Annotated in this window: 15 protein-coding genes; 6 read left to right on the forward strand and 9 right to left on the reverse strand. The window is 62.7% G+C overall.

All coding sequences use genetic code 11. The features are described 5' to 3' along the window. Positions 1–8: 8 nt before the first annotated feature. Entirely contained in the window at positions 9–851 is an 843-nt protein-coding gene (locus tag U8326_RS06745; RefSeq protein WP_324743138.1) for an N-acetylmuramoyl-L-alanine amidase, read from the reverse strand. A 542-nt stretch (positions 852–1393) separates the two neighbouring features. On the opposite strand from U8326_RS06745, the gene U8326_RS06750 reads away from it, so the two are divergent. Further along, positions 1394–4156 (forward strand): ribonuclease E/G, encoded by a 2763-nt coding sequence (locus tag U8326_RS06750; protein WP_324743139.1) that lies wholly within the window; start codon positions 1394–1396, stop codon positions 4154–4156. Between the two features lie 50 nt (positions 4157–4206). Here U8326_RS06750 and U8326_RS06755 read toward each other — a convergent pair whose 3' ends face one another. Next, positions 4207–4839, reverse strand: a complete 633-nt coding sequence (locus U8326_RS06755) for a class I SAM-dependent methyltransferase (RefSeq protein WP_324743543.1) — start codon at positions 4837–4839, stop codon at positions 4207–4209. Between the two features lie 178 nt (positions 4840–5017). Between U8326_RS06755 and U8326_RS06760 the strand changes: the two genes are divergently transcribed. Both U8326_RS06760 and zapE read left to right on the forward strand, forming a co-directional pair. Next, positions 5018–5800, forward strand: a complete 783-nt coding sequence (locus U8326_RS06760) for a succinate dehydrogenase iron-sulfur subunit (protein WP_324743141.1) — start codon at positions 5018–5020, stop codon at positions 5798–5800. Between the two features lie 45 nt (positions 5801–5845). Further along, positions 5846–6955, forward strand: coding sequence for a cell division protein ZapE (gene zapE / locus U8326_RS06765; RefSeq protein ID WP_324743142.1), 1110 nt, complete (start codon positions 5846–5848; stop codon positions 6953–6955). A gap of 94 nt (positions 6956–7049) precedes the next feature. On the opposite strand, the gene U8326_RS06770 is transcribed toward zapE, so the two are convergent. Next, a complete protein-coding gene (locus U8326_RS06770) occupies positions 7050–7937 on the reverse strand; it encodes a crotonase/enoyl-CoA hydratase family protein (protein ID WP_324743143.1) in 888 nt (295 codons plus the stop codon). 330 nt (positions 7938–8267) lie between these two features. Between U8326_RS06770 and U8326_RS06775 the strand changes: the two genes are divergently transcribed. From U8326_RS06775 to U8326_RS06785, 3 genes are read left to right on the forward strand one after another with little or no spacing between them, the layout of a single operon-like run. Then, positions 8268–9179: a methyltransferase domain-containing protein gene (locus U8326_RS06775; RefSeq protein ID WP_324743144.1), complete on the forward strand. Its 912-nt coding sequence runs from the start codon at positions 8268–8270 to the stop codon at positions 9177–9179. 44 nt (positions 9180–9223) lie between these two features. After that, the gene (locus U8326_RS06780; RefSeq protein ID WP_324743145.1) at positions 9224–10261 is read left to right on the forward strand and encodes an alpha/beta hydrolase; all 1038 of its coding nucleotides are present in this window, start codon (positions 9224–9226) and stop codon (positions 10259–10261) included. Next, a complete protein-coding gene (locus U8326_RS06785) occupies positions 10245–10928 on the forward strand; it encodes an OmpW/AlkL family protein (RefSeq protein WP_324743147.1) in 684 nt (227 codons plus the stop codon). Before U8326_RS06780 ends, U8326_RS06785 begins: the two co-directional genes overlap by 17 nt. A 5-nt stretch (positions 10929–10933) precedes the next feature. Here the strand turns inward: U8326_RS06785 and U8326_RS06790 are convergent, their stop codons facing one another. The 6 genes from U8326_RS06790 to U8326_RS06815 are packed head-to-tail and all read right to left on the reverse strand — an operon-like array spanning position 10934 to position 18754. Then, positions 10934–12829: an XrtA/PEP-CTERM system amidotransferase gene (locus tag U8326_RS06790; protein ID WP_324743149.1), complete on the reverse strand. Its 1896-nt coding sequence runs from the start codon at positions 12827–12829 to the stop codon at positions 10934–10936. A 10-nt stretch (positions 12830–12839) separates the two neighbouring features. Further along, a complete protein-coding gene (gene xrtA / locus U8326_RS06795; protein WP_324743150.1) occupies positions 12840–14405 on the reverse strand; it encodes an exosortase A in 1566 nt (521 codons plus the stop codon). Continuing rightward, a complete protein-coding gene (locus tag U8326_RS06800; RefSeq protein ID WP_416385520.1) occupies positions 14395–15600 on the reverse strand; it encodes a TIGR03087 family PEP-CTERM/XrtA system glycosyltransferase in 1206 nt (401 codons plus the stop codon). The genes xrtA and U8326_RS06800 overlap by 11 nt, the downstream gene beginning before the upstream one ends. A 35-nt stretch (positions 15601–15635) precedes the next feature. Continuing rightward, positions 15636–16703, reverse strand: a complete 1068-nt coding sequence (locus tag U8326_RS06805; RefSeq protein WP_324743152.1) for a FemAB family XrtA/PEP-CTERM system-associated protein — start codon at positions 16701–16703, stop codon at positions 15636–15638. Further along, complete coding sequence (locus U8326_RS06810) at positions 16700–17566, reverse strand: XrtA system polysaccharide deacetylase (RefSeq protein ID WP_324743544.1); 867 nt, start codon at positions 17564–17566, stop codon at positions 16700–16702. Before U8326_RS06810 ends, U8326_RS06805 begins: the two co-directional genes overlap by 4 nt. An 18-nt stretch (positions 17567–17584) precedes the next feature. Continuing rightward, positions 17585–18754, reverse strand: coding sequence for an XrtA/PEP-CTERM system-associated ATPase (locus tag U8326_RS06815; RefSeq protein ID WP_324743154.1), 1170 nt, complete (start codon positions 18752–18754; stop codon positions 17585–17587). Positions 18755–18756 lie beyond the last annotated feature (2 nt).

Here is an 18756-nt window from a genome sequence, read left to right on the forward strand (position 1 = left end):
CCGCTTCGTCATCCGGCTGTCCGGGCGAAATAGACGCGCACGGCGCGCGCGATGGCTCTGGCAAAGGACCGGCGCCCCTCATCGGATGCAAGCCGGGCGGCGTCATCGGGGTTGGTGATATAGCCTACCTCGAACAGGACGGACGGCACGTCCGGAGACTTGAGCACCACGAAAGCGGCGGAGCGATGCGGCGTTCGCAGGAATTTCAGCACCCCCTCCCCTTCGCGCGCGATAAGCCGCGCAAACTGCAGCGACAATTCCTTCGTGTGGCGCTGAGAGAGATCGACCAGAATGGCGCTGACCGCATCGCTCTGCCCTTCGAGGCTTATCCCATTGATCTGATCGGCCCGGTTTTCACGCGAGGCCAATCTCGCCGCGGCCTGATCGGATGCCTTGGCCGAAAGCGTATAAAGGCTCGCTCCGCCTATCTCAGCTTCCTCGCCCGCGGAATCCGCATGGATGGACAGAAAGAGATCGGCGCCGAGCACCTTGGCGATCTGCCTGCGCTCTTCGAGAGCCAGGAAACGATCGTCGCCGCGAGTCAGGGCAACCCTGACGCCGCCCTGTTGGACAAGTTCGTCCCGCAAGGCCTTTGCCAGACCGAGCACGACATCCTTTTCACGAAACGCAGATCCGCTCGCGCCTGGATCGTGCCCGCCATGCCCCGGATCGATGACGATCAGCGGGCGGCTGGCATCCTGCGGGCCTTCGACCTTGGGCAACCCGATCTTTCGGCCCGCGTCCGGGAGTTCAATTCGCGCAACATAGCTTCTTCCGAAATGCTGCCAGGGCGAGGCGACAATCAAGCCGACGGCGCCGGCCAGAATGGCGACCGGCGCCAGAAGCAGCAAGATTGTTCGCGGATTCCCCAGCATCGGCCTTGAGTTATTCCCGGTAGCCCCAGCGGAACAAGACAAATTGCAGCGGGGCCGTAATATAGTTGCCCGCAGGCTTGGCCAATGCTAGCAGCGGAATAGCGGAAGGCAGCCCAGCCTTCTCGAAAATCCATAACTCCTGGCTGGCGACGTTGACGTTGGCCGGGTTAATGATTTCTCGAGACCAAGGGCTCCACACGCGATGACGGGGGTTTTCTACTCCTCCCGAAGTTACAGGTTGACGCCCAAGATGAGAAATTCGTTCCAACACCCGTCGCCGCAGCCATTCGGCTTTGCGGCGGCTTTGCCGGTGTGGACGGCGCGATGCAGCTCGCCGATCGAGGCAGCCCCGCGCATTCGCTCTTTGGCAGACACATTGCGCCGCGCAGCATCATTGCTGCCCGGCCTGCTTCCATCACACCGAGCCGGGGCCATCGGCTGCCCTGGCGACCAAATAATCATGCTTATGCGCGCGCCCACCGCAATCGCGGGGCCTGGCCGCGCCCGGAGATATTATAATGACAACGCGCATGCTCATCGATGCGCGCCACCCGGAAGAAACCCGCGTGGCCGTGCTCAAGGGAAATCGTATTGAGGAATTCGACTTTGAATCTGCTGATCGCAAACAGATCAAAGGCAATATCTATCTAGCGAAGGTAACGAGGGTCGAACCCTCACTTCAGGCGGCGTTCGTTGATTTTGGCGGCAACCGCCATGGCTTCCTTGCCTTCAGCGAGATTCATCCCGACTATTATCAGATCCCCAAGGAAGATCGCGAAGCGCTTCTGGCCGAAGAGGCTGCGCATGCCGAAGAAGAAGCGGCGTTGCGCGCCGCCGAGGAAGATGGCGCGGATCACGGCGGGGAAGACGATTTCCACGACGACGATGAAAGCCTGGCCCACGATCTGGCCGACCAGGACGATGGAGTCGAGGAAATCGATACATCGGAAAAGGACGACGTGGCGACCATCGAGGATGGCCAGGTCAGCGATGGCGAGGATGAGGAAGCGGACGCCCCGCGCCCTCGCGGACGCCGCCGCCAGGGCGGGCGGGCACGCTCCAAGCAGGCCGACGAGCTTCGCGCGAAGCGCATGGCGCTGCGCCGCCGCTACAAGATTCAGGACGTCATCCAGCGCCGCCAGGTCCTGCTGGTCCAGGTGGTGAAGGAAGAACGCGGCAACAAGGGCGCCGCGCTGACCACATATCTCAGCCTCGCCGGCCGGTATTGCGTGCTGATGCCCAATTCCAGCCATGGCGGCGGCATCAGCCGCAAGATCAGCTCGGCGAGCGACCGCAAGCGCCTGAAGCAGATCATTTCGGAGCTGAGCCTGCCCAAGAGCATGGGCTGCATCATCCGCACCGCCGGGCTCCAGCGCACCAAGACCGAGATCAAGCGGGATTTCGATTATCTTGCGCGCCTGTGGGACGAAATCCGTGAAAAGACCTTGAAATCGACCGCGCCGGCGATGATCCATTCGGACAGCGATCTCATCAAGCGCGCGATCCGCGACATCTACAACCGCGATATCGAGGAAGTGGTTGTGGAAGGCGAGGAGGGTTATCGCGCCGCCAAGGAATTCATGAAACTGCTGATGCCCAGCCACGCGCGGCGGGTAAAACAATATGCCGATCCGGTCCCGCTGTTCCAGCGCTATGGCGCGGAAGACCAGCTTTCGGCGATGTATGATCCCGTCGTCCAGCTCAAATCCGGCGGTTATCTGGTAATCAATCCGACCGAAGCGCTTGTCTCGATCGACATCAACTCCGGCCGCTCGACCAAGGAGCACGGCATCGAGCAGACCGCGCTCAACACCAATCTGGAAGCGGCGCGAGAGATCGCCCGGCAATTGCGTTTGCGCGATATGGCGGGTCTGGTCGTCATCGACTTCATCGACATGGAATACGGATCGAATATCCGAAAAGTCGAAAAGGCGATGAAGGATGCGCTCAAGCATGACCGCGCCCGGATTCAGGTGGGCCGTATTTCCGGCTTCGGCCTGATGGAAATGAGCCGCCAGCGGCTGCGCACCGGGGTCCTGGAGGCGACCACGCGCTCCTGCCCGCATTGCGACGGCACGGGCCTCGTCCGCACCGCATCGAGCGCCGGGCTTTCCGCGTTGCGCCTGATCGAGGATGAAGCCGCCAAGGGCAAAGGCACTGTCATCTCCCTTTATGCCAGCACCGAAGCAGCCATTTATCTTCTGAACGCAAAACGCACCGATCTCGCCGAGATCGAGGAACGTTACGGCGTTGTGGTCGAGGTCATTCCCGAGGGAGAGAACGAAGGCGCCAAGATGCGCGTGGCCAGTTCCGGTCCGCGTCCGCAAACTCCCCCGCAATTCGCTCCGCTTGTCGAGGAAATCGAGGAGGAGGCCGAGGAGGAAGACTTCTTCGACCAGGACGACGAGGTGGAAGACAGCGAGGATGACGAGCGGCGCAAGAAGCGCCGCCGCCGTCGCCGCGGCGGACGGGGTAGGAAGCGTTTCGATCAGGAAACCGACGGCCAGGATGCGGCGGGCGAAGGCGCCGAAGACGAAGTCTCGGGAGACGAAACGGCAGAGGATCAGGCCGCTTCGGATGAACATGATGACCCCGAAGAGGAAGGCCCGGCTCGCAAGCGCCGCCGCCGCGGCGGACGCCGCCGTCGGGGAAGACGTGAAGATGGCGATGCGGAAGCAGCCGAAAACCCCGTTGACGAAACACTTCAAGAAACCTCTCTAGAGGCTGACGAAACGCCTCGAGAAGAGGCTGGACCTCTGGAGGATGAAGCAATTGCGGCTGCGGCACTCTCGGCCGAACCCGAAGCCGTAACGGAAGAAGAACCGAAGAAACGCACTCGCCGCCGCAGCAGGAAGGCGGAGGCCGCCGATGTTGAAGCGGCACCGGAATCCGTTGACCCGGAAGCCGTCGAAACGCCTGTTCCGGTCGAGGCCGACCTGCCTGCGGTATCGGAAGATGCGCCGGCCAAGCCCAAGCGCACGCGCCGCAAGAAAGCTGACGCCGACGCCGAACTTCCGGCGGAAGCCGTGCAGGCCGAAGCCGAGGCGGAAACCGAGGAAGCGCCGGTCAAGCCCAAGCGCACGCGCCGCAAAAAGGCGGAGCTGGCATCCGCGGAAGCGATCGAGCCTGCAGCAACTGCGGCGGTTGCCGCGCAGGAGATCGAACCCGCCGAGCTTCTTCAGGACGCCGAGCCGCAATCGGAAGCGGCCAACGACATCAGCGATACAGAAACCGATGGATCGCCGCGCCGTGGCTGGTGGCAACGGACTTTCGGCAACTGATGCTCCCTCCTTCCGGCCCATGATTGCGATGGGCCGGAAGGAGCCTGGCCCTAGCCCGTTTTCACCGCTTCTCCCCATTCCATCCAGCTGGCGAATTTGGGCATCCTCGGCATATAGCCCTGGTCGATCGGCATCACCGCGAAGCCCTGGGCGCTTATTGCGTCCGAAATCGGCCGAGTCAGGTGGCACCCGCCAAGCAGCCTCTTCCAGGTCGGCTCGATTTTCGTCTGCCAACGCCGCACCTTCGGGTCTGGCGCGCGTCCATGCTCGAGAAACAGAAGGGTGCCGCCCGGCTTCAGGATACGGCGCAATTCGGAAAGCACGCGCCCGCTATCCTGCACCGAGCAGAGCGTATAGGTGCAGACCACCGTGTCGAATTCCTCGGCATCGAATGGGATATTCTCGCCGACGCCCTGCCTGATGTCCGCATTCCATCCCTTCCGCACAGCTTCCTCCCGCGCGTAATCCAGCAGCTTGCCCGAAGGGTCGATGCCGGCGAAGCCGGTGATCTTGCCCGGATCGTAAAACGGCTGGTTGATGCCGCCGCCGCAGCCGATCTCGAAGACCCGACCGCTGGCGCGCGGCACCACCTGCGCCCGCCTGTCCGCAATGGCATCCTGGCTGCAAGCCACCTTGATAAGGCGCGGGACGATATGCTCGTCATACCAGTTCTTCATGCCCATCTTCACGCCCCCTCCGTTACAGCCCGCAGACTAACCCTGCCGTCCGATCCGGCCAATCGGCAATTATCCGGAATTTTGCCGCGCATCCGATCTTGATTTTATGCCTGTGCTTGCTCCAGCCGCCGAAATCGTTAGATAGCGCCGCACAGGCTTATTGCACCGCAACAGGATTGACCAAATGGCGACCTTCACCCTCCCCAAGAACAGCAAGATATCTGGCAAGGGCAATGTCCATCGCGCGGATGGCGCCGCTCGGGTGAAGAAATTCAAGGTATACCGCTACGATCCGGACAGCGGCAGCAACCCGCATTATGACATTTTCGAGATCGATCTCGACAATTGCGGCCCGATGGTGCTCGACGCGCTCATCAAGATGAAGAACGAGCAGGACCCGACCCTGACTTTCCGCCGTTCCTGCCGGGAAGGCATCTGCGGTTCCTGTGCGATGAACATGAACGGGCGCAACGGCCTCGCCTGCACCACCGCTATAGAGGATCTGTCCGGGGATATCCGGATAACGCCGCTTCCGCATATGGAAGTAGTCAAGGATCTCGTGCCCGATTTCACGCATTTCTATGCGCAATATGCTTCGATCCGCCCCTGGCTCCAGACGGTTTCCACCACCCCTTCCGGCAAGGAACGGCTGCAAAGCCCGGAACAGCGCGAAAAGCTGGACGGATTGTATGAGTGCATCCTGTGTGCCTGCTGCTCCACTTCCTGCCCCAGCTATTGGTGGAATTCCGACAAGTTTCTCGGCCCCGCCATCCTGCTGCAGGCCTATCGCTGGCTGGCCGACAGCCGCGACGAAATGACGGGCGAAAGGCTCGATGAGCTGGAGGACCCGTTCCGCCTCTATCGTTGCCACACGATCATGAACTGCGCCAACGTCTGCCCCAAGGGTCTCAGCCCCGCGAAGGCCATCGGGGAGATCAAGAAGATGCAGGCCGAGCGGCATATTTGAGGCAATGGCGCTGCAATACGCCTCACGGCCGGCAGCTTAGTTTCCATGACAAGTGTCCTTTCCCGCTATGAAGCGCTGGTCGCGTCCGGCGAATTGCGCGCCGATGACGAACAGGCCCGGGCAGCGCTTCGGCTGAACGAGCTTCAGCACGATCTGGAAACGAGCCGCGATCGCGGGCTTTTCAGCCGCTTTCGGTCAAGGAAAGCCCAGCCCGTGCGCGGCGTCTATATCTGGGGAGATGTAGGGCGCGGCAAGTCGATGCTGATGGACCTGTTCCACGACAGCCTCAAGATACAGGAGAAACGCCGCATTCACTTCCATGCATTCATGCTGGAAGTGCATTCACGGCTGCGCGAGGAACGCAAGAAGGAAAGCGGCGACCCGATCCCGCCAGTGGCAAGCGCCATCGCCCAAGGCTTGCGGTGCCTCGCCTTCGACGAAATGGTGGTGAACAACAGCGCCGACGCGATGATCATGAGCCGCCTGTTCCGCGCGCTGATCGTCGATGAAGGCATCACCATTATCACGACATCCAATCGCGCACCGTCGCAACTCTACAAGGATGGCTTGAATCGAGAGCATTTTCTGCCCTTCATCGCGCTGATCGAGAAGGAACTCGATATCTTCACCCTCAATGGCCCAGTCGATTACCGGCTCGATCGCCTGCGCGGCATCGATAGCTGGCATACGCCGCTGGGGGAGGAGGCAACGGCGCAAGTGCGTGAGGCGTTCTATCGCCTGACCGACTATCCGCCGGAAGATGCCCACCATGTTCCTTCCGCCGAGCTGCAGGTTGCGGGGCGCAAGATTTTCGTGCCCAAAAGCCTCAAGGGCGTCGCCGTGTTCAGCTTCAAGCGCTTGTGCAGGCAGCCCTTGGGTGCCGCGGATTATCTTGCAATCGCACAGGCTTATCACACGATCATCGTCGTCGGCGTCCCTCAGCTGGGACCGGACGACCGCAATGAGGCAGCGCGTTTCGTCACCTTGATCGACGCACTTTACGAGAACAAGGTGAAGCTCTTCATCACCGCCCAGACCACGCCGGAAAAGCTGTATCAGGCGGGCGACAGCAGTTTCGAGTTCGAGCGAACGGTAAGCCGGCTGCAGGAAATGCAGAGCGCCGACTACATGGCCAAGGGCCACGGCGAAGCGTGAAAACAATATACAGAGGGTAGGCTGAACGGCACCCAGGGGAACCGAGGATCACCTTACTCACCCTGAACCTCGCCCAAAACGCTCCGAGCCGGGGTCAGGCCGCGCGCGCGAGTTTCGCCTGCGCGGAGGCAAGGCGGGTCATCATCTTCAGATCCTTGTCCTGCAAGTGCAGCGCCGCGTCGGCCCAAAGATCGACGATCGACTTCAGCTCATCGAGACACAAGGGAGAGCTTATGCGCTTTGCCTGCTTCGCCTTCACGAGGCCGAACTGGCGCCGCGCCGACTTGGCAATGAATTCCTGGCAGGCGAGGCGCCCTTCCCCCGGCTCGGCCAGGATATGGACTATGCCGAGATCATACATCTGCTCGGCGGTGTAGGTCTCGTTGGAGAGGATGATGCGTTCCGCCATGGCCGATCCCAGCTTGCGCGTGAGAAAGGCGTGCGCCCCCATGCCGGGAAACAGGCCGAACATGATTTCCGGCAGACCGAAGGTAGCGCCCCGTTCGGCCACGATGAAATCGAAGGAAAGAACCGCTTCGAACCCGCCGCCCAGGGCCGCGCCTTCGACCAGGCCGATGGTCAGCATCGGCAATTCGAGCGCCCTGATGTTGCGATCAAGAATTTCGACGCAGCGATAGCCGTAACGGATCAGACCATCCCTGTCCCCGGCCTGTATCAAGCTGTGAAAAAGCTCGAGATCGCCGCCGAAACAAAAGACGCCGGGCGCCCTGCTGCCTAAAACCAGAAAATCCAGTGGAATCTTGCCGGGTCCGAAACTTTCGCCGATCAGCCTTTGCCAATCTTCAAAGTCCCGCAACATGCCCAAAGTAAAACTCGGACGGCCCGGCGGGCGCATATACGTCCATAATGCCTTGGCGCCCGCATCATATAGGACATCGAGTTCATTCAATTGGAATAGAGCTTCGGGAATTGCGAGATGATCTTCGCTTTCCCTGACCAGGGCTTCTTCTCCTGGCTGCAAAATAATAGCGGGCTTTTCATCGCCCGAACAATTATCCTGGATGTGGCCTAGTCCCCCTGAGACCCGATCCATATTCCACCCTCGTATTAAAAGCCCTGCGTATATGAGCACTTCGCCAGAGCGGTGACAGCTTAAGCCTTCTATGAGTCCTCTGGCAATCAGTTATTGATCGGAGAGGATAAAAACATGCTCCAGAGCCGAATAATCACGGATTGAGGCGAATTTACGATGCAATGGGAATGAATTCCTTCACCTTCGACACTCGACATCCCAGTTTGGCACGCGCGCAAGCCTATTTCCGGATATCGCGGCGATGAGACTTGTCAGTTCATGCCGACTGTGGACACTCTGCCCCAGATCGAATCGGGAGATTTCTTCGTCGTGACCGAAAACCGCGATATAAATCGTGAGCTTGGCGCTTTCGCAAATGTCGATGCCACCGACGCGAAAGACTTCATCAGCCGGCTCGACCGGATGCAGAGCGACGAGGGCTTCGGAGCCTACAAACGCCAGAATTTTCAAAGCCTGCAGCTTTCGCCCGGGGCGAAGGTGGCGGATATCGGTTGCGGCGCGGGCGATGACGCGGCCGCCTTGGCGGGCCTGGTCGGGCCGGAAGGCCATGCGACCGGCGTCGACATCAGCAGTTCCATGATCGAGGAAGCCGGCAAGCGCTTCGCGAATATCGAAAATCTCGACTTCGTGACCGCACCGGCCGACTCTCTCCCGTTTGAAACCGGCAGCCTCGATGCGATCCGCGCCGACCGGGTGTTGATTCATGTTCCCGATCCCCAGGCCGCGATCACGGAAATGCTGCGCGTGCTTAAGCCCGGCGGACGGATCGCGCTGAGCGAGCCGGACATGCTCGGCTTCTGGGTCGCGAACCGGGACCCGCAGATCAGCGCCGTGATCGCGGGCGCGATCGCGAATTCATGCCTTCATCCCAACCTGCCCCGGGATTTGAGCGTGCTGGTGCGCGACCTGCGGCTCGATGCGGTGAAGCATTGGGCGCTCGGCATGATAACCGACGATTTCTCCTTCGTGGATCAGGTCGTCCGCTTTGAAATGGTGGCGCAGGCGCTCGCAGCCAAGGGCGTTGCTCCGGCAGACCGCATCGAAGGCTGGGTTGCGGATCTTCTGGAGCGGCGCGAGAATGGGCGCTTTTGCGCGGGGCTTACCATTATCACCGTTGCGGCGGCCAAACCCGGCTCCTCGCAGGAAAGCGCCTTCCCCCAACTCGCCTGACAGGGTGGACGAAATCTTAACCATCTTCGGTGCAAGAAGATGGCATGTTCGCAAGGAAGCATCCTGATACGGAATCCATCCATTTCGGATGGAGAGAGGCGGTCGCCTACGCGCGAACCGCCCTGTTCTTCCTGACGAGAAAGCGCCCGAAACTGTCGCTGACGGCTCTTTCCCGGATGAGCGCGATGGATGTCAGGACATTGCCTCCGATCCGGAGATTTACTGCAAGCGACGGCGAAACATTGGCTTACCGGACTTACCATGGCCCGGAAGAGCGGCAGATCGTGATGATACATGGCTCGGCCTGCTTCGGCGATCAGTTGCACAAGCTGGCCCGGCACATTGCCGAAGAATCCGCCGCGACCGTGCATACGATCGACATGCGCGGCCACGGCCATAACGCCAGAGGCTCCGCGCCCGCGGAAAGCTATGCCCGCGACGTCGGTGAATTCTGCGCGCATCTGAAACAGCATCCGGCGCGGCCGCAGGTGATCCTGGCCGGCCATTCCGCCGGCGGCGGCCTTGTGCTGAACGCAGCCTATGGCCCTTATGTCCGCAACATCGACGGAATGCTGCTGCTCGCGCCCTATCTCGGCATAGCGAGCGGATCGCTCAGGCCCTATTTCGGCGGCTGGCTGGTCGGCATCGCCTGGCTGAAACTGGCGGCCACGGCGGCGCTCAATCTGATCGGGGTCACTCGCTTCAACGATCGTCCGCTGGTGGCGTTCGACCGCGAAGCATGTCTTCACGACCCGCGCTTCGTTCGCGAATGGTCCTTCGACACACTTCTCGGTTTCGGTCCGGGCATGACGCGCCCGGCATCGGCGGAAATGCTCGATTTCAGGATACCGATGCTGCTCATCAGCGGCGATCGCGACGAATGCTTCCGGCCGGACCGCTACAAATCCGTCATGGACCGGATCGCGCCATGGGCGTCCATTCAATTGTTCCCGGGCCTTGGCCACTGGGACATTCTCGCAGATAATGGGGTCGCAACCTTCTGCGTGAATTGGCTCGAACGGCAGTTCGCCATCGAGCAGCGAGTGCAAAGAGGGAAAACAAAAGATGCCAAAATCGCTTGAAACCGGCCCGAGGCTGGCCATGCTGCCGCTGGCGCTCGCCGCGGGGATCGCCATTGCCAGCCCCGCTCACGCCGAAACCGAAAAGGGCTGGAAGGCCGGAGATGTCGTCCTCAAGCTCGGCGCGGCGGGGGTCCTGTTCAACTCTTCCGCCGACGTCGAAATTGCCGGAACCCCCGTCCCGGGCGGGAATGTGAAGGTTTCCAACGACGTCACGCCCAGCGGCGAAATCTCCTATTTCTTTTCGCCCGCCATTTCGGCCGCCGTCAATTTCGGCATTCCGCCGAAAGCCACGGTGGACGGCAAGGGAACCCTGACCGCCGCCGGAGAGCTTGGCCGGGTGCGCTATGGGCTGGGCGCGGTGACGCTGCGTTATCACCTGAACGATCAGGGAACCGTCTCGCCCTTCATCGGCGGCGGCGTGGGCCGTCTCTTTTCATTCAGCGAGGATGACGGCTCCGTGCTCGATCTCGAAGTGGACAGCGCCTGGGGCCCGGTCATCCAGGGCGGCGTGGACGTCCATCTGACTCCGAAATTCGGCCTTTACGCCAATGTCAGCTACTCGCCGATCGAAACCGATGCGAAGGGCATCATCTTCGGCGCACCGACTGCCGCGGATGTGAAGCTCAACCCCACCATCGTGCAGGGCGGCGTTTCCTATCGGTTCTAGAGCGCTTATCCCGCCGAAAGCCTGTTCAGGGAACGCTCCAGCATCAGGAGCTGCCACAACAACCGGGAATGGTCCGATCTCGCGGAAATATGATCTTCCGCGAGATCGGCCAGCCTGGCCGTATCGAACCAGCCCGTCTGCGCGAGCTGGGCGCTGGATGCGATCGCCCGCGCCTCGCTCGCCAGCGGCCCGCGCAGCCAATCCGCGATCGGGGTGACGAAGCCCTGCTTGGGCCGGAACAGGATATCGTCCGGCAGATAGCGGCGCATGGTGCGCTTCAGCAGGAACTTGCCCTGCCGGCCGTTCAACCGCATCCGATGAGGCAGGCGGGCGCCGAATTCCACCAGCTGGTGATCCAGCAGCGGCTCCCTTGCCTCAAGGCTTACCGCCATGCTCGTGCGGTCCACCTTCGTCAGTATGTCGCCCGGCAGCCAGAATTTCAGATCGGCATATTGCGCCCGATCTAATCCGGACTGGCAGGGCGCGTCGCGCATCAATGCGACGAGGGGCTGCTCCGCCCGGTAATCGCCGCGCAGACGGCGAAACTCGGGCGAATAGAGGCTCTCGCGGATTTCCGGCGGCGTGAACGCCAATGCGCGCGCATAGCCGGACGCGCCATCCTCGGCGAGCGACAGCAGCGTGGTCCTGGCGCGAAACGGGCGCGGCGCCCAATCCGCCTTGGGATAGATCGCGCCCAGCCCCCCGAACACTCTCCGGCGCAGGGGTGACGGCAAAAGCGCCCGCACGCTTTCTTCCCGGGCATGGAACATCTGGCGGCGATAGCCGGCAAAGGCTTCGTCCGCCCCGTCGCCCGAAAGGGCAACGGTGACATTCTCCCGGGCGAGCTGGCAAACCCGCCAGGTCGGCAGGGCCGAGGCATCCGCGAAAGGCTCGTCGAACATCGCGGCGAGCCGGCCGATTTCCTGAAAATCGTCGGACCCGACGATCCGGCTGCGATGATCGGTAGCGAAGCGGCGCGCCACCTGATCGGCATAGGAAGTCTCATCAAGCGAGGCGACATCGAAGCCGATCGAGCAGGTCTTTACCGGAACGCTGCTGGACTCCGCCATCAGCGCCACGACGCTCGAGGAGTCCACGCCGCCCGAGAGGAACGCCCCCAGGGGAACATCGGCGACCATTCGCGAACCCACGGCGCCGCGAAGCAGGTGCAGTAATTGCGCCGAAAGATCCTCTTCCGAACCACGGCTGCGATGCTCGAAGGAGACATCCCACCATGATCGGGCGGCGGCCGGTTCCGCATCGTGGCGCAGCAGCCGGTAATGCCCGGCGGCGAGTTTCTCGACCGACTTCAGGATCGACCGGTGATCGGGGACATAGCCCCAGGCGAGATAGTCCTCGATCGCCAGCGGGTCGAACTCGCGCCGGAGCAGCGGATGGGCGAGAAGGCCCTTCAGTTCCGAAGCGAAAGCCAGACTGCCATCGCTCAATCGCGCGGTGAACAGCGGCTTCACGCCCAGCCGGTCGCGCGCCAGGAACAAGGTGCGCGCGCCGAGGTCATACAGCGCGAAGGCGAACATGCCATGCAGATGCTGGAGACAATCCACCCCCCAGCGCTGCCAGGCGGCAAGAATGACTTCCGTGTCGCCATCGGTATGGAATTGAGCGCCGCTTTCGGCCAGTTCGCGCCGCAATTCCCGGTAATTGTAGATTTCGCCATTGAAGACGATGACGGCGCGCCCGTCGGCCGAGCGCATCGGCTGGGGAGAGCCGGCAAGGTCGATGATCGACAGCCGCCGATGGCCCAGCCCTACCCCCGGCGCGGTCCACACCCCGCTGCCGTCCGGCCCGCGATGGACCATGGCGTCGCACATGCGCTCGACACGATGGGGATCGACCGGCTTCGGGGTGCCGCAATGGAAGATACCGGCAATTCCGCACATGGGATTGCGGTTAGCGAAGCTTGGCGATGCGGTCCATCCACGCATCGATCGGACCGGCGGCCTTGCGGAGAGCGGATATGCTTTCTTCCGGCGGGGGATGCCCGGCGCGATCCTCAGCCGAAAGGATCAGAACCATCGTCGGCTCATCGTCCAGCAGCAACCGCTGCCGCATCGTCGCCAGCTTGAGGCGTCCATTGCTGCCGGTCAGCAATCCGCCGGTGCGATAATAGGTCGCGGCGAGGCGCTTCACCTGGCCATTGGCAAGCAGGCGCTCGCTCTTTGCGTCGGGCACGGCCGGACCCGGCTCGAGCCAGCGCCATGGCGTGTCGGGAATCAGCGCGCCCTGGCCGAATCCGCCTGCTTCCTTGCCGTCTTCCTGCGAGGCATAGAGCGCGAAGAATACGTCGACCTTATGGCCGCGATCATCCACATAGCTTGCCAGCAGCCGGTGATTTGCCCCTTCCGCGCGCGGCTCCCACCAGATTTGCGGCTCGAATTGCAGCAATTGCCAGCCCTGGACCTGGGGTAAGGCGATCTGCCGGGGCATTTCGGCGGAAAGGCGACCGGCCAGCCCCGCCCATAGCAACACCGTCAGCGCCATGGCGCCGATCTCGCCCATGGCAGCCACCCCACCGATGCGTCCGTCCGGTAGACGCGCGAGCCATGCCGAGCGCTCGATCGCATCCGCATTGATGAAGCGCGAATCGCTCGCGCGATCGAAAAAGCGCCACGCGATAGCCAGTATCACGGCAAGAATGATCGCAAAGAACACCCAGCCATAGATGATATGATCGAACCCGGCGGCGAACTCGATCCCCCGGAATTGCGCGATGTAGATCGTGCCCCACGCGCGCACCCCATTGGCGAGGATCGGCACCACGATGCAGATCGCCATGAAGGCCAGGCGGCGCCCCCAGCCCTTGAAGCAGACATGGCTGATGAGCACGCCCAGCGCCACCATCGCCACCAGGAACTTCACCCCTGAACAGGCCTCGGCCACTTCGAACAGGCCCACCGGCGTATCGATGAACACCCCGTCCACTACCGCCGGAATGCCGCTCCAATGCGTAAGGGCGATGGTCAGCTTCGCGGTGACCAGTTGCAGCGGCGGAACCAGTTCGTCACCGAACGGGACCAGAAACAGCATGTAACACAACGGAAACAGCAATGCGGCTGCTACACGCGGCCCCAGCAGGGCCAGAACCGCGCCCTGGAGCATCGCCACCGCGCCGAGCTGCCGCGCCAGATTGAGGCCCGACACCGCACCCAGCAGCCACAGGAAGCAGGCGCCGGCAATGAACAACAGGCCCGGCCACCAGGCTCTGGGTGAAAGCCGCGCCAGCTCCGGAGCGCGCAGCATCACCAGCCATGCGACGATGGCGGGCACGAATATTATGTGATTGTAGGTAGAGCTGTTCCACCACTGGTCAGCCATCGCGAACCAGTCCCGCCAGAAGGCGCCCATCAGCCCCATCGCCGCAACGACCAGGCATATCAAGGGCAGGCGCCAGACTTCCGGAACCCTGCTCGCCACGCCCTGCTTCGGCCAATAAGGAAGCGCAGTGTCACGCGACATGGCGGCGTTCCGGTTCTGCGGGCCTGCGGCCCAGAAGCTCGGGCAGGCGGCACAGCATCGACTGCCAGCTGCGGTTCCGCACGACATATTCGCGCGCGGCCCTGCCCATCGCGGTCATGGCTTCCGGCGCCTCAAGCATTTCCAGCGCCCTGCGGGCCAGTGCCTCATCCGTATCGGCGACGGCGAAATGGACCCCATCCTCTCCGCCGATGCCTGTCGCCGCCTCCGGCGTGAGCAGGACGGGGCGGGCCATGGCCATCGCTTCCAGCACCTTGTTCTGTACGCCCCGGGCAATGGCGAGAGGCGCGGCAACGATATCTGCGGCAGCGATGAACGGGCGAATGTCCTCCACCGCGCCCCATACCCGGCAGCCATCGTGCCGATCATGCGCAAGCAGCGCCGCGCCGGGATTGCGCCCGACAATATGGCATTGCGCCTGGGGGTGGACCGCGCGGATTCGCGGCAGGATATTCTGCATCAGGCGCAACGCGGCCGCCGCGTTCGGAGCGTAATCCATCTGCCCGGTAAAGACGATGTGCGGCCCCCTGGCATAGGCCAGCGCGGGCGCGGGCTGACTGAGAACCGGATCGAAGAAGCCCGAATCTATGCCATTGCCCAGGGCGCTCACCCGCGCCCCCTCCGCATCGCCGAGGCGCGATTTGAAGAGTTCCGCCTCGGCTTCGCTGACCAGCAATGTCTCATGGGCACGCCGCGCGAGCCGCCCTTCCTCGATGGCGAGAAGCCGCCCTTCCCGCGCGTCGATCCAGCGGCGCGGCCGAAATCCGGCCTGGGCATATGCTTCGAACTTGGCCGAATCGACATCGACCAGATCGACCAGGACACGGCCCGAATAATCATCCGGCACATATTGGCCCATCTGGCCGGAAAAGACGTAGATCGCGCCGATCCGCCGCTCCGCGATCACCTTGCGCACATAGTCCTGCAAGCGAACGTCATGGAAGGCAGCGAGGCTCACCGGCTTGCCACTGAAAAGCGCTTCCACCCCAGCCCGCCAGAGCGGCTTGTCGCGCCTTACCAGGCAATGGCTCTTCGCAATGCCGGCGAGATGGCCTTCATGCGACAAATCCCGCTCGTTCTCCGCGAATGTCGCGACATGCACAGGCGCGATCGCGGCCAGCGCATTCAGGACATGGTAGGACCTGATCTTGTCCCCGCGATCGGGGGGGAATGGCATGCGATGCGCCAGGAACAGGATTTCCGCCAGCTTCCTCACCCCAGCCCCCGCGCGATGAGGGGGCCGATCCGGTTCGCGACCGGAAGCGGAAGGCGTTTCCACAGGGCGATGCGCGCCGCGTGGCGATCGCTGGTGGGATCGACGTCGCGCGCTGGCGCGCCGGGGGCGGACCATGTTCCATAAAGCAGGGGTTCCGGCGCGAACCCCCAATTGCGCTTGAAGTGGTAAGCGCCGCTATCGGTTTTCGAACGGCCGAAATCGAAGTGGGTGCAGCCGCGTCGGCGCGCATGCAGCATCAGCTCGAAATACATGCGGTCATTGGCGCGCAGGCCGCGGGCGGCAAGCGTCCCGCCACCCCAGTAAGGCATCACCGCCCCCCGGTCATAGAAGGACAGCACACTCGCCACTGGCGCCCCATGATGCTGGATCGTGAGAATATCGACGTCCTCGCCAAACTCATCCATCATCGCATCGAACAGGGAACGCGGAAAAACCGGCGTGCCAAGATTGCGCACGCTTTCCGCATAGACGGCGTAGTGCGAGGCGCGATCCGCCTCACCGCGCCCGACCCGTATCGTCAGATCCACGGCCAAGCCCTTGCGCACCTCGGCGCGCTGCTTGCGCGGAATGGCAAGCAGTTGCGCCTCGTCGTCATCGGCAAGCGGAGCGATGAAGCCGCAATGGGAATCGGCCTGTCGCGTCCAGTGCCAAGGAACGGGGCCTCCGCGCAGCTCGACCGTGGCGCAGCTCCACCGCAGCGCAAGCTCCTCCGACGCCGCCGTCAAGCGCAAGGCCACGCCATCACTCGCCGCAAGCGCGCCTCCCCCGACGGCAAACGGGCTGGAGACCAGCGCCCGGCCGAACACCGGGGAATGCATCTCGCTCAAGGGAAGCCAACCGGCGATCCCCGCGCCCTGCTCGGCCAGCAGCCCGATGGAACGCTGCCCCGTTCCCCGCTCCACCGCCCGCAGCCAGGCCGGGCGGTGAAACAGGCTGCCTTCGGCATGGGCCGCCACGAAGGCTTCTATCCGCGCGCACTCCGCCGGATCGTTCAGATCGGCCTGGCGCAACATACCAGCGGAGAGGGAAAACGGCGCATTCATGCCGCATCCCGTTCAAGGGCGATCGCTTCCCGATGGGCGAGAACATCCATGCGGCCCCATTCGAATTCCGTAATCAACTGGCGCAGCTTCGCCGCCATGACGTCGATATTCGTGTAATGGCGCAGGCGTGACTTGAGCGGCGCGCCAGCGACCCGCGGCTGGTCCGGGTCGATCTCCCAGGGATGAAAATAGAAGATGGCGGATCGTCCGTCGCGGCGATTCACCTGGCGGATCGCCCAGCGCGAGAAGGCATAGGGCAGGACCCGGAAGAAACCACCGCCGCCTGCCGCGAGACGCCTTCCGGCAAATTCGGCCGTGGTGACGGGAATTTCAAGCAGGTCGGACCAGGGAAGCGGGCGGAATGCGAAACGCGGCGCTTCCTTCCAGCCGTAATGATCGTGCGCGACCGGAGCCACGCTGGAACTGTAGGAATAGCCATGCTCGGCAAGAACCATATAGGCCCAGGGCGTTCGCTGGTCGATGGAGAAGCTGGGCGCGCGATAGCCCGTCACCGCCACCCCCGCCGCGTCTTCGATAGTAGCGCGGGCCTTCGCGATGTCGTCCGAGAACCGTGCCCGATCCATGGTGAAGACACGGGCATGATCCCAGCCGTGGCTCGCCAGTTCATGCCCCGCATCCGCGATGCGGCGCATCAGCGGACCATGGCGGCGCGCAACCCATCCCAGCGTAAAGAAGGTCGCCTTGACCTGCGCCTCGTCGAACATCTCCAGAATGCGCGAGACATTGCATTCGATCCGGTCGGTCAAGCCATCCCAGCTGCCTCGCGCGATCACATCCTCGAACGCGCCGACATGAAACCAGTCTTCCACATCGACCGACAAGCCATTGATAGAGCGCGCGATGTTCACCCAGGCCTCCTCTCAGGCCGCCATCGACCGGCTTGCATCGCTTTCGATCCACTCGATCAGCATGGTCAGGGTATGACGAATGGCGCGTTCCTGCTCGGCCATCTTCGCCTCGATCTGCCCCAACCGTTCGGCGAGCGCTTCGATCGCAGGCGCATGCGCGGCGGAAAGCCCGTCTTCCAGGCCATGGGAAAGCTCCACCACCGCCTGCTGGAGTTCGGCGATACGGGCATCGCGGGCAGACAGCATCGCTTCGACCAGCTTCGGATCGAAAGCTAGCGCCGCCGGCTGCCCGGTCGATCCGGCCTCCGGCTTTTCCGGCTTGGCGGCCTCGCCCGGCGTTTGCGCGGCCGGCGCGACGGCGTTGGAAATATTGTCGTCGGCGATCTCCGCCAGAACCGTGCGGAGCATCATCTCGTCGATGCGCGAGCGTTGCTCGACCGCGCCCAGCAACAGCAGCCTGTTGGCCAGCTGGTTGATCCTGCGCGGGATGCCGCGCGTCGCCTCGTAAAGCTCGGCGAACACGCCTTGATCGAATGAGGGATTGTCCCGCCAGCCCACGCGCGAAAGACGATGCTTGATGTAGGGTTCGACCTCGCTCGCCTCCATCGCATCGAGATGATGCGTCGCGATGACGCGCTGGCGCAACTGCTCCAGATTCGGATGGGTCTGCAATGTCGTGCGAAATTCCGGCTGGCCCAGCAGCAGGGTTTGCAGCAGCGGATGCGAGCCTAGCTGGAAGTTCGACAGCATGCGCAGCTCTTCCAGCGCGCTGATCGCCATGTTCTGCAATTCATCGACAACCAGCAGGCATCGCCGCCCTGCCCGCGCCTCGTCATGCAGAAAGCCTTCGATCGCGCCAAGGGCGGATGCCTTGTCATGCCCTTCGATATCGAGGCCGAAGCATTGCGCGACCACATGGATGATTTCCTCGCCATCCAGCTTGCTGGTCACCACCTGCCCGACAGTCAGCCGTTCCGGGTCCACCGTGGAAGTCAAATGGGCGACCAGGGTGGATTTCCCCGCCCCGACCTCGCCGGTGATGACGATGAAGCCTTCGCCCTGCGCCAATCCATAACTCAAATAAGACAATGCCTTGCGATGCGAAATGCTCTCGAAATAGAAGGCCGGGTCCGGGGTGAGCTGAAAGGGCCTGCCGCTAAGCCCGTAAAAATCGTCGTACATCA

Source organism: Tsuneonella sp. CC-YZS046 (genome assembly GCF_035581365.1).
GTDB lineage: Bacteria > Pseudomonadota > Alphaproteobacteria > Sphingomonadales > Sphingomonadaceae > JAWKXU01.

Bases quoted from the DNA above. Each gene is read 5' to 3' on its own strand.
- xrtA (WP_324743150.1), bottom strand. From the start codon at position 14,405: ATGTCGCGTGACACTGCGCTTCCTTATTGGCCGAAGCAGGGCGTGGCG.
- U8326_RS06780 (WP_324743145.1), top strand. From the start codon at position 9,224: ATGTTCGCAAGGAAGCATCCTGATACGGAATCCATCCATTTCGGATGG.
- U8326_RS06755 (WP_324743543.1), bottom strand. From the start codon at position 4,839: ATGGGCATGAAGAACTGGTATGACGAGCATATCGTCCCGCGCCTTATC.
- U8326_RS06800 (WP_416385520.1), bottom strand. From the start codon at position 15,600: ATGCCATTCCCCCCCGATCGCGGGGACAAGATCAGGTCCTACCATGTC.
- U8326_RS06790 (WP_324743149.1), bottom strand. From the start codon at position 12,829: ATGTGCGGAATTGCCGGTATCTTCCATTGCGGCACCCCGAAGCCGGTC.
- U8326_RS06750 (WP_324743139.1), top strand. From the start codon at position 1,394: ATGACAACGCGCATGCTCATCGATGCGCGCCACCCGGAAGAAACCCGC.
- U8326_RS06760 (WP_324743141.1), top strand. From the start codon at position 5,018: ATGGCGACCTTCACCCTCCCCAAGAACAGCAAGATATCTGGCAAGGGC.
- U8326_RS06785 (WP_324743147.1), top strand. From the start codon at position 10,245: ATGCCAAAATCGCTTGAAACCGGCCCGAGGCTGGCCATGCTGCCGCTG.
- zapE (WP_324743142.1), top strand. From the start codon at position 5,846: ATGACAAGTGTCCTTTCCCGCTATGAAGCGCTGGTCGCGTCCGGCGAA.
- U8326_RS06805 (WP_324743152.1), bottom strand. From the start codon at position 16,703: ATGAATGCGCCGTTTTCCCTCTCCGCTGGTATGTTGCGCCAGGCCGAT.
- U8326_RS06815 (WP_324743154.1), bottom strand. From the start codon at position 18,754: ATGTACGACGATTTTTACGGGCTTAGCGGCAGGCCCTTTCAGCTCACC.
- U8326_RS06775 (WP_324743144.1), top strand. From the start codon at position 8,268: ATGCCGACTGTGGACACTCTGCCCCAGATCGAATCGGGAGATTTCTTC.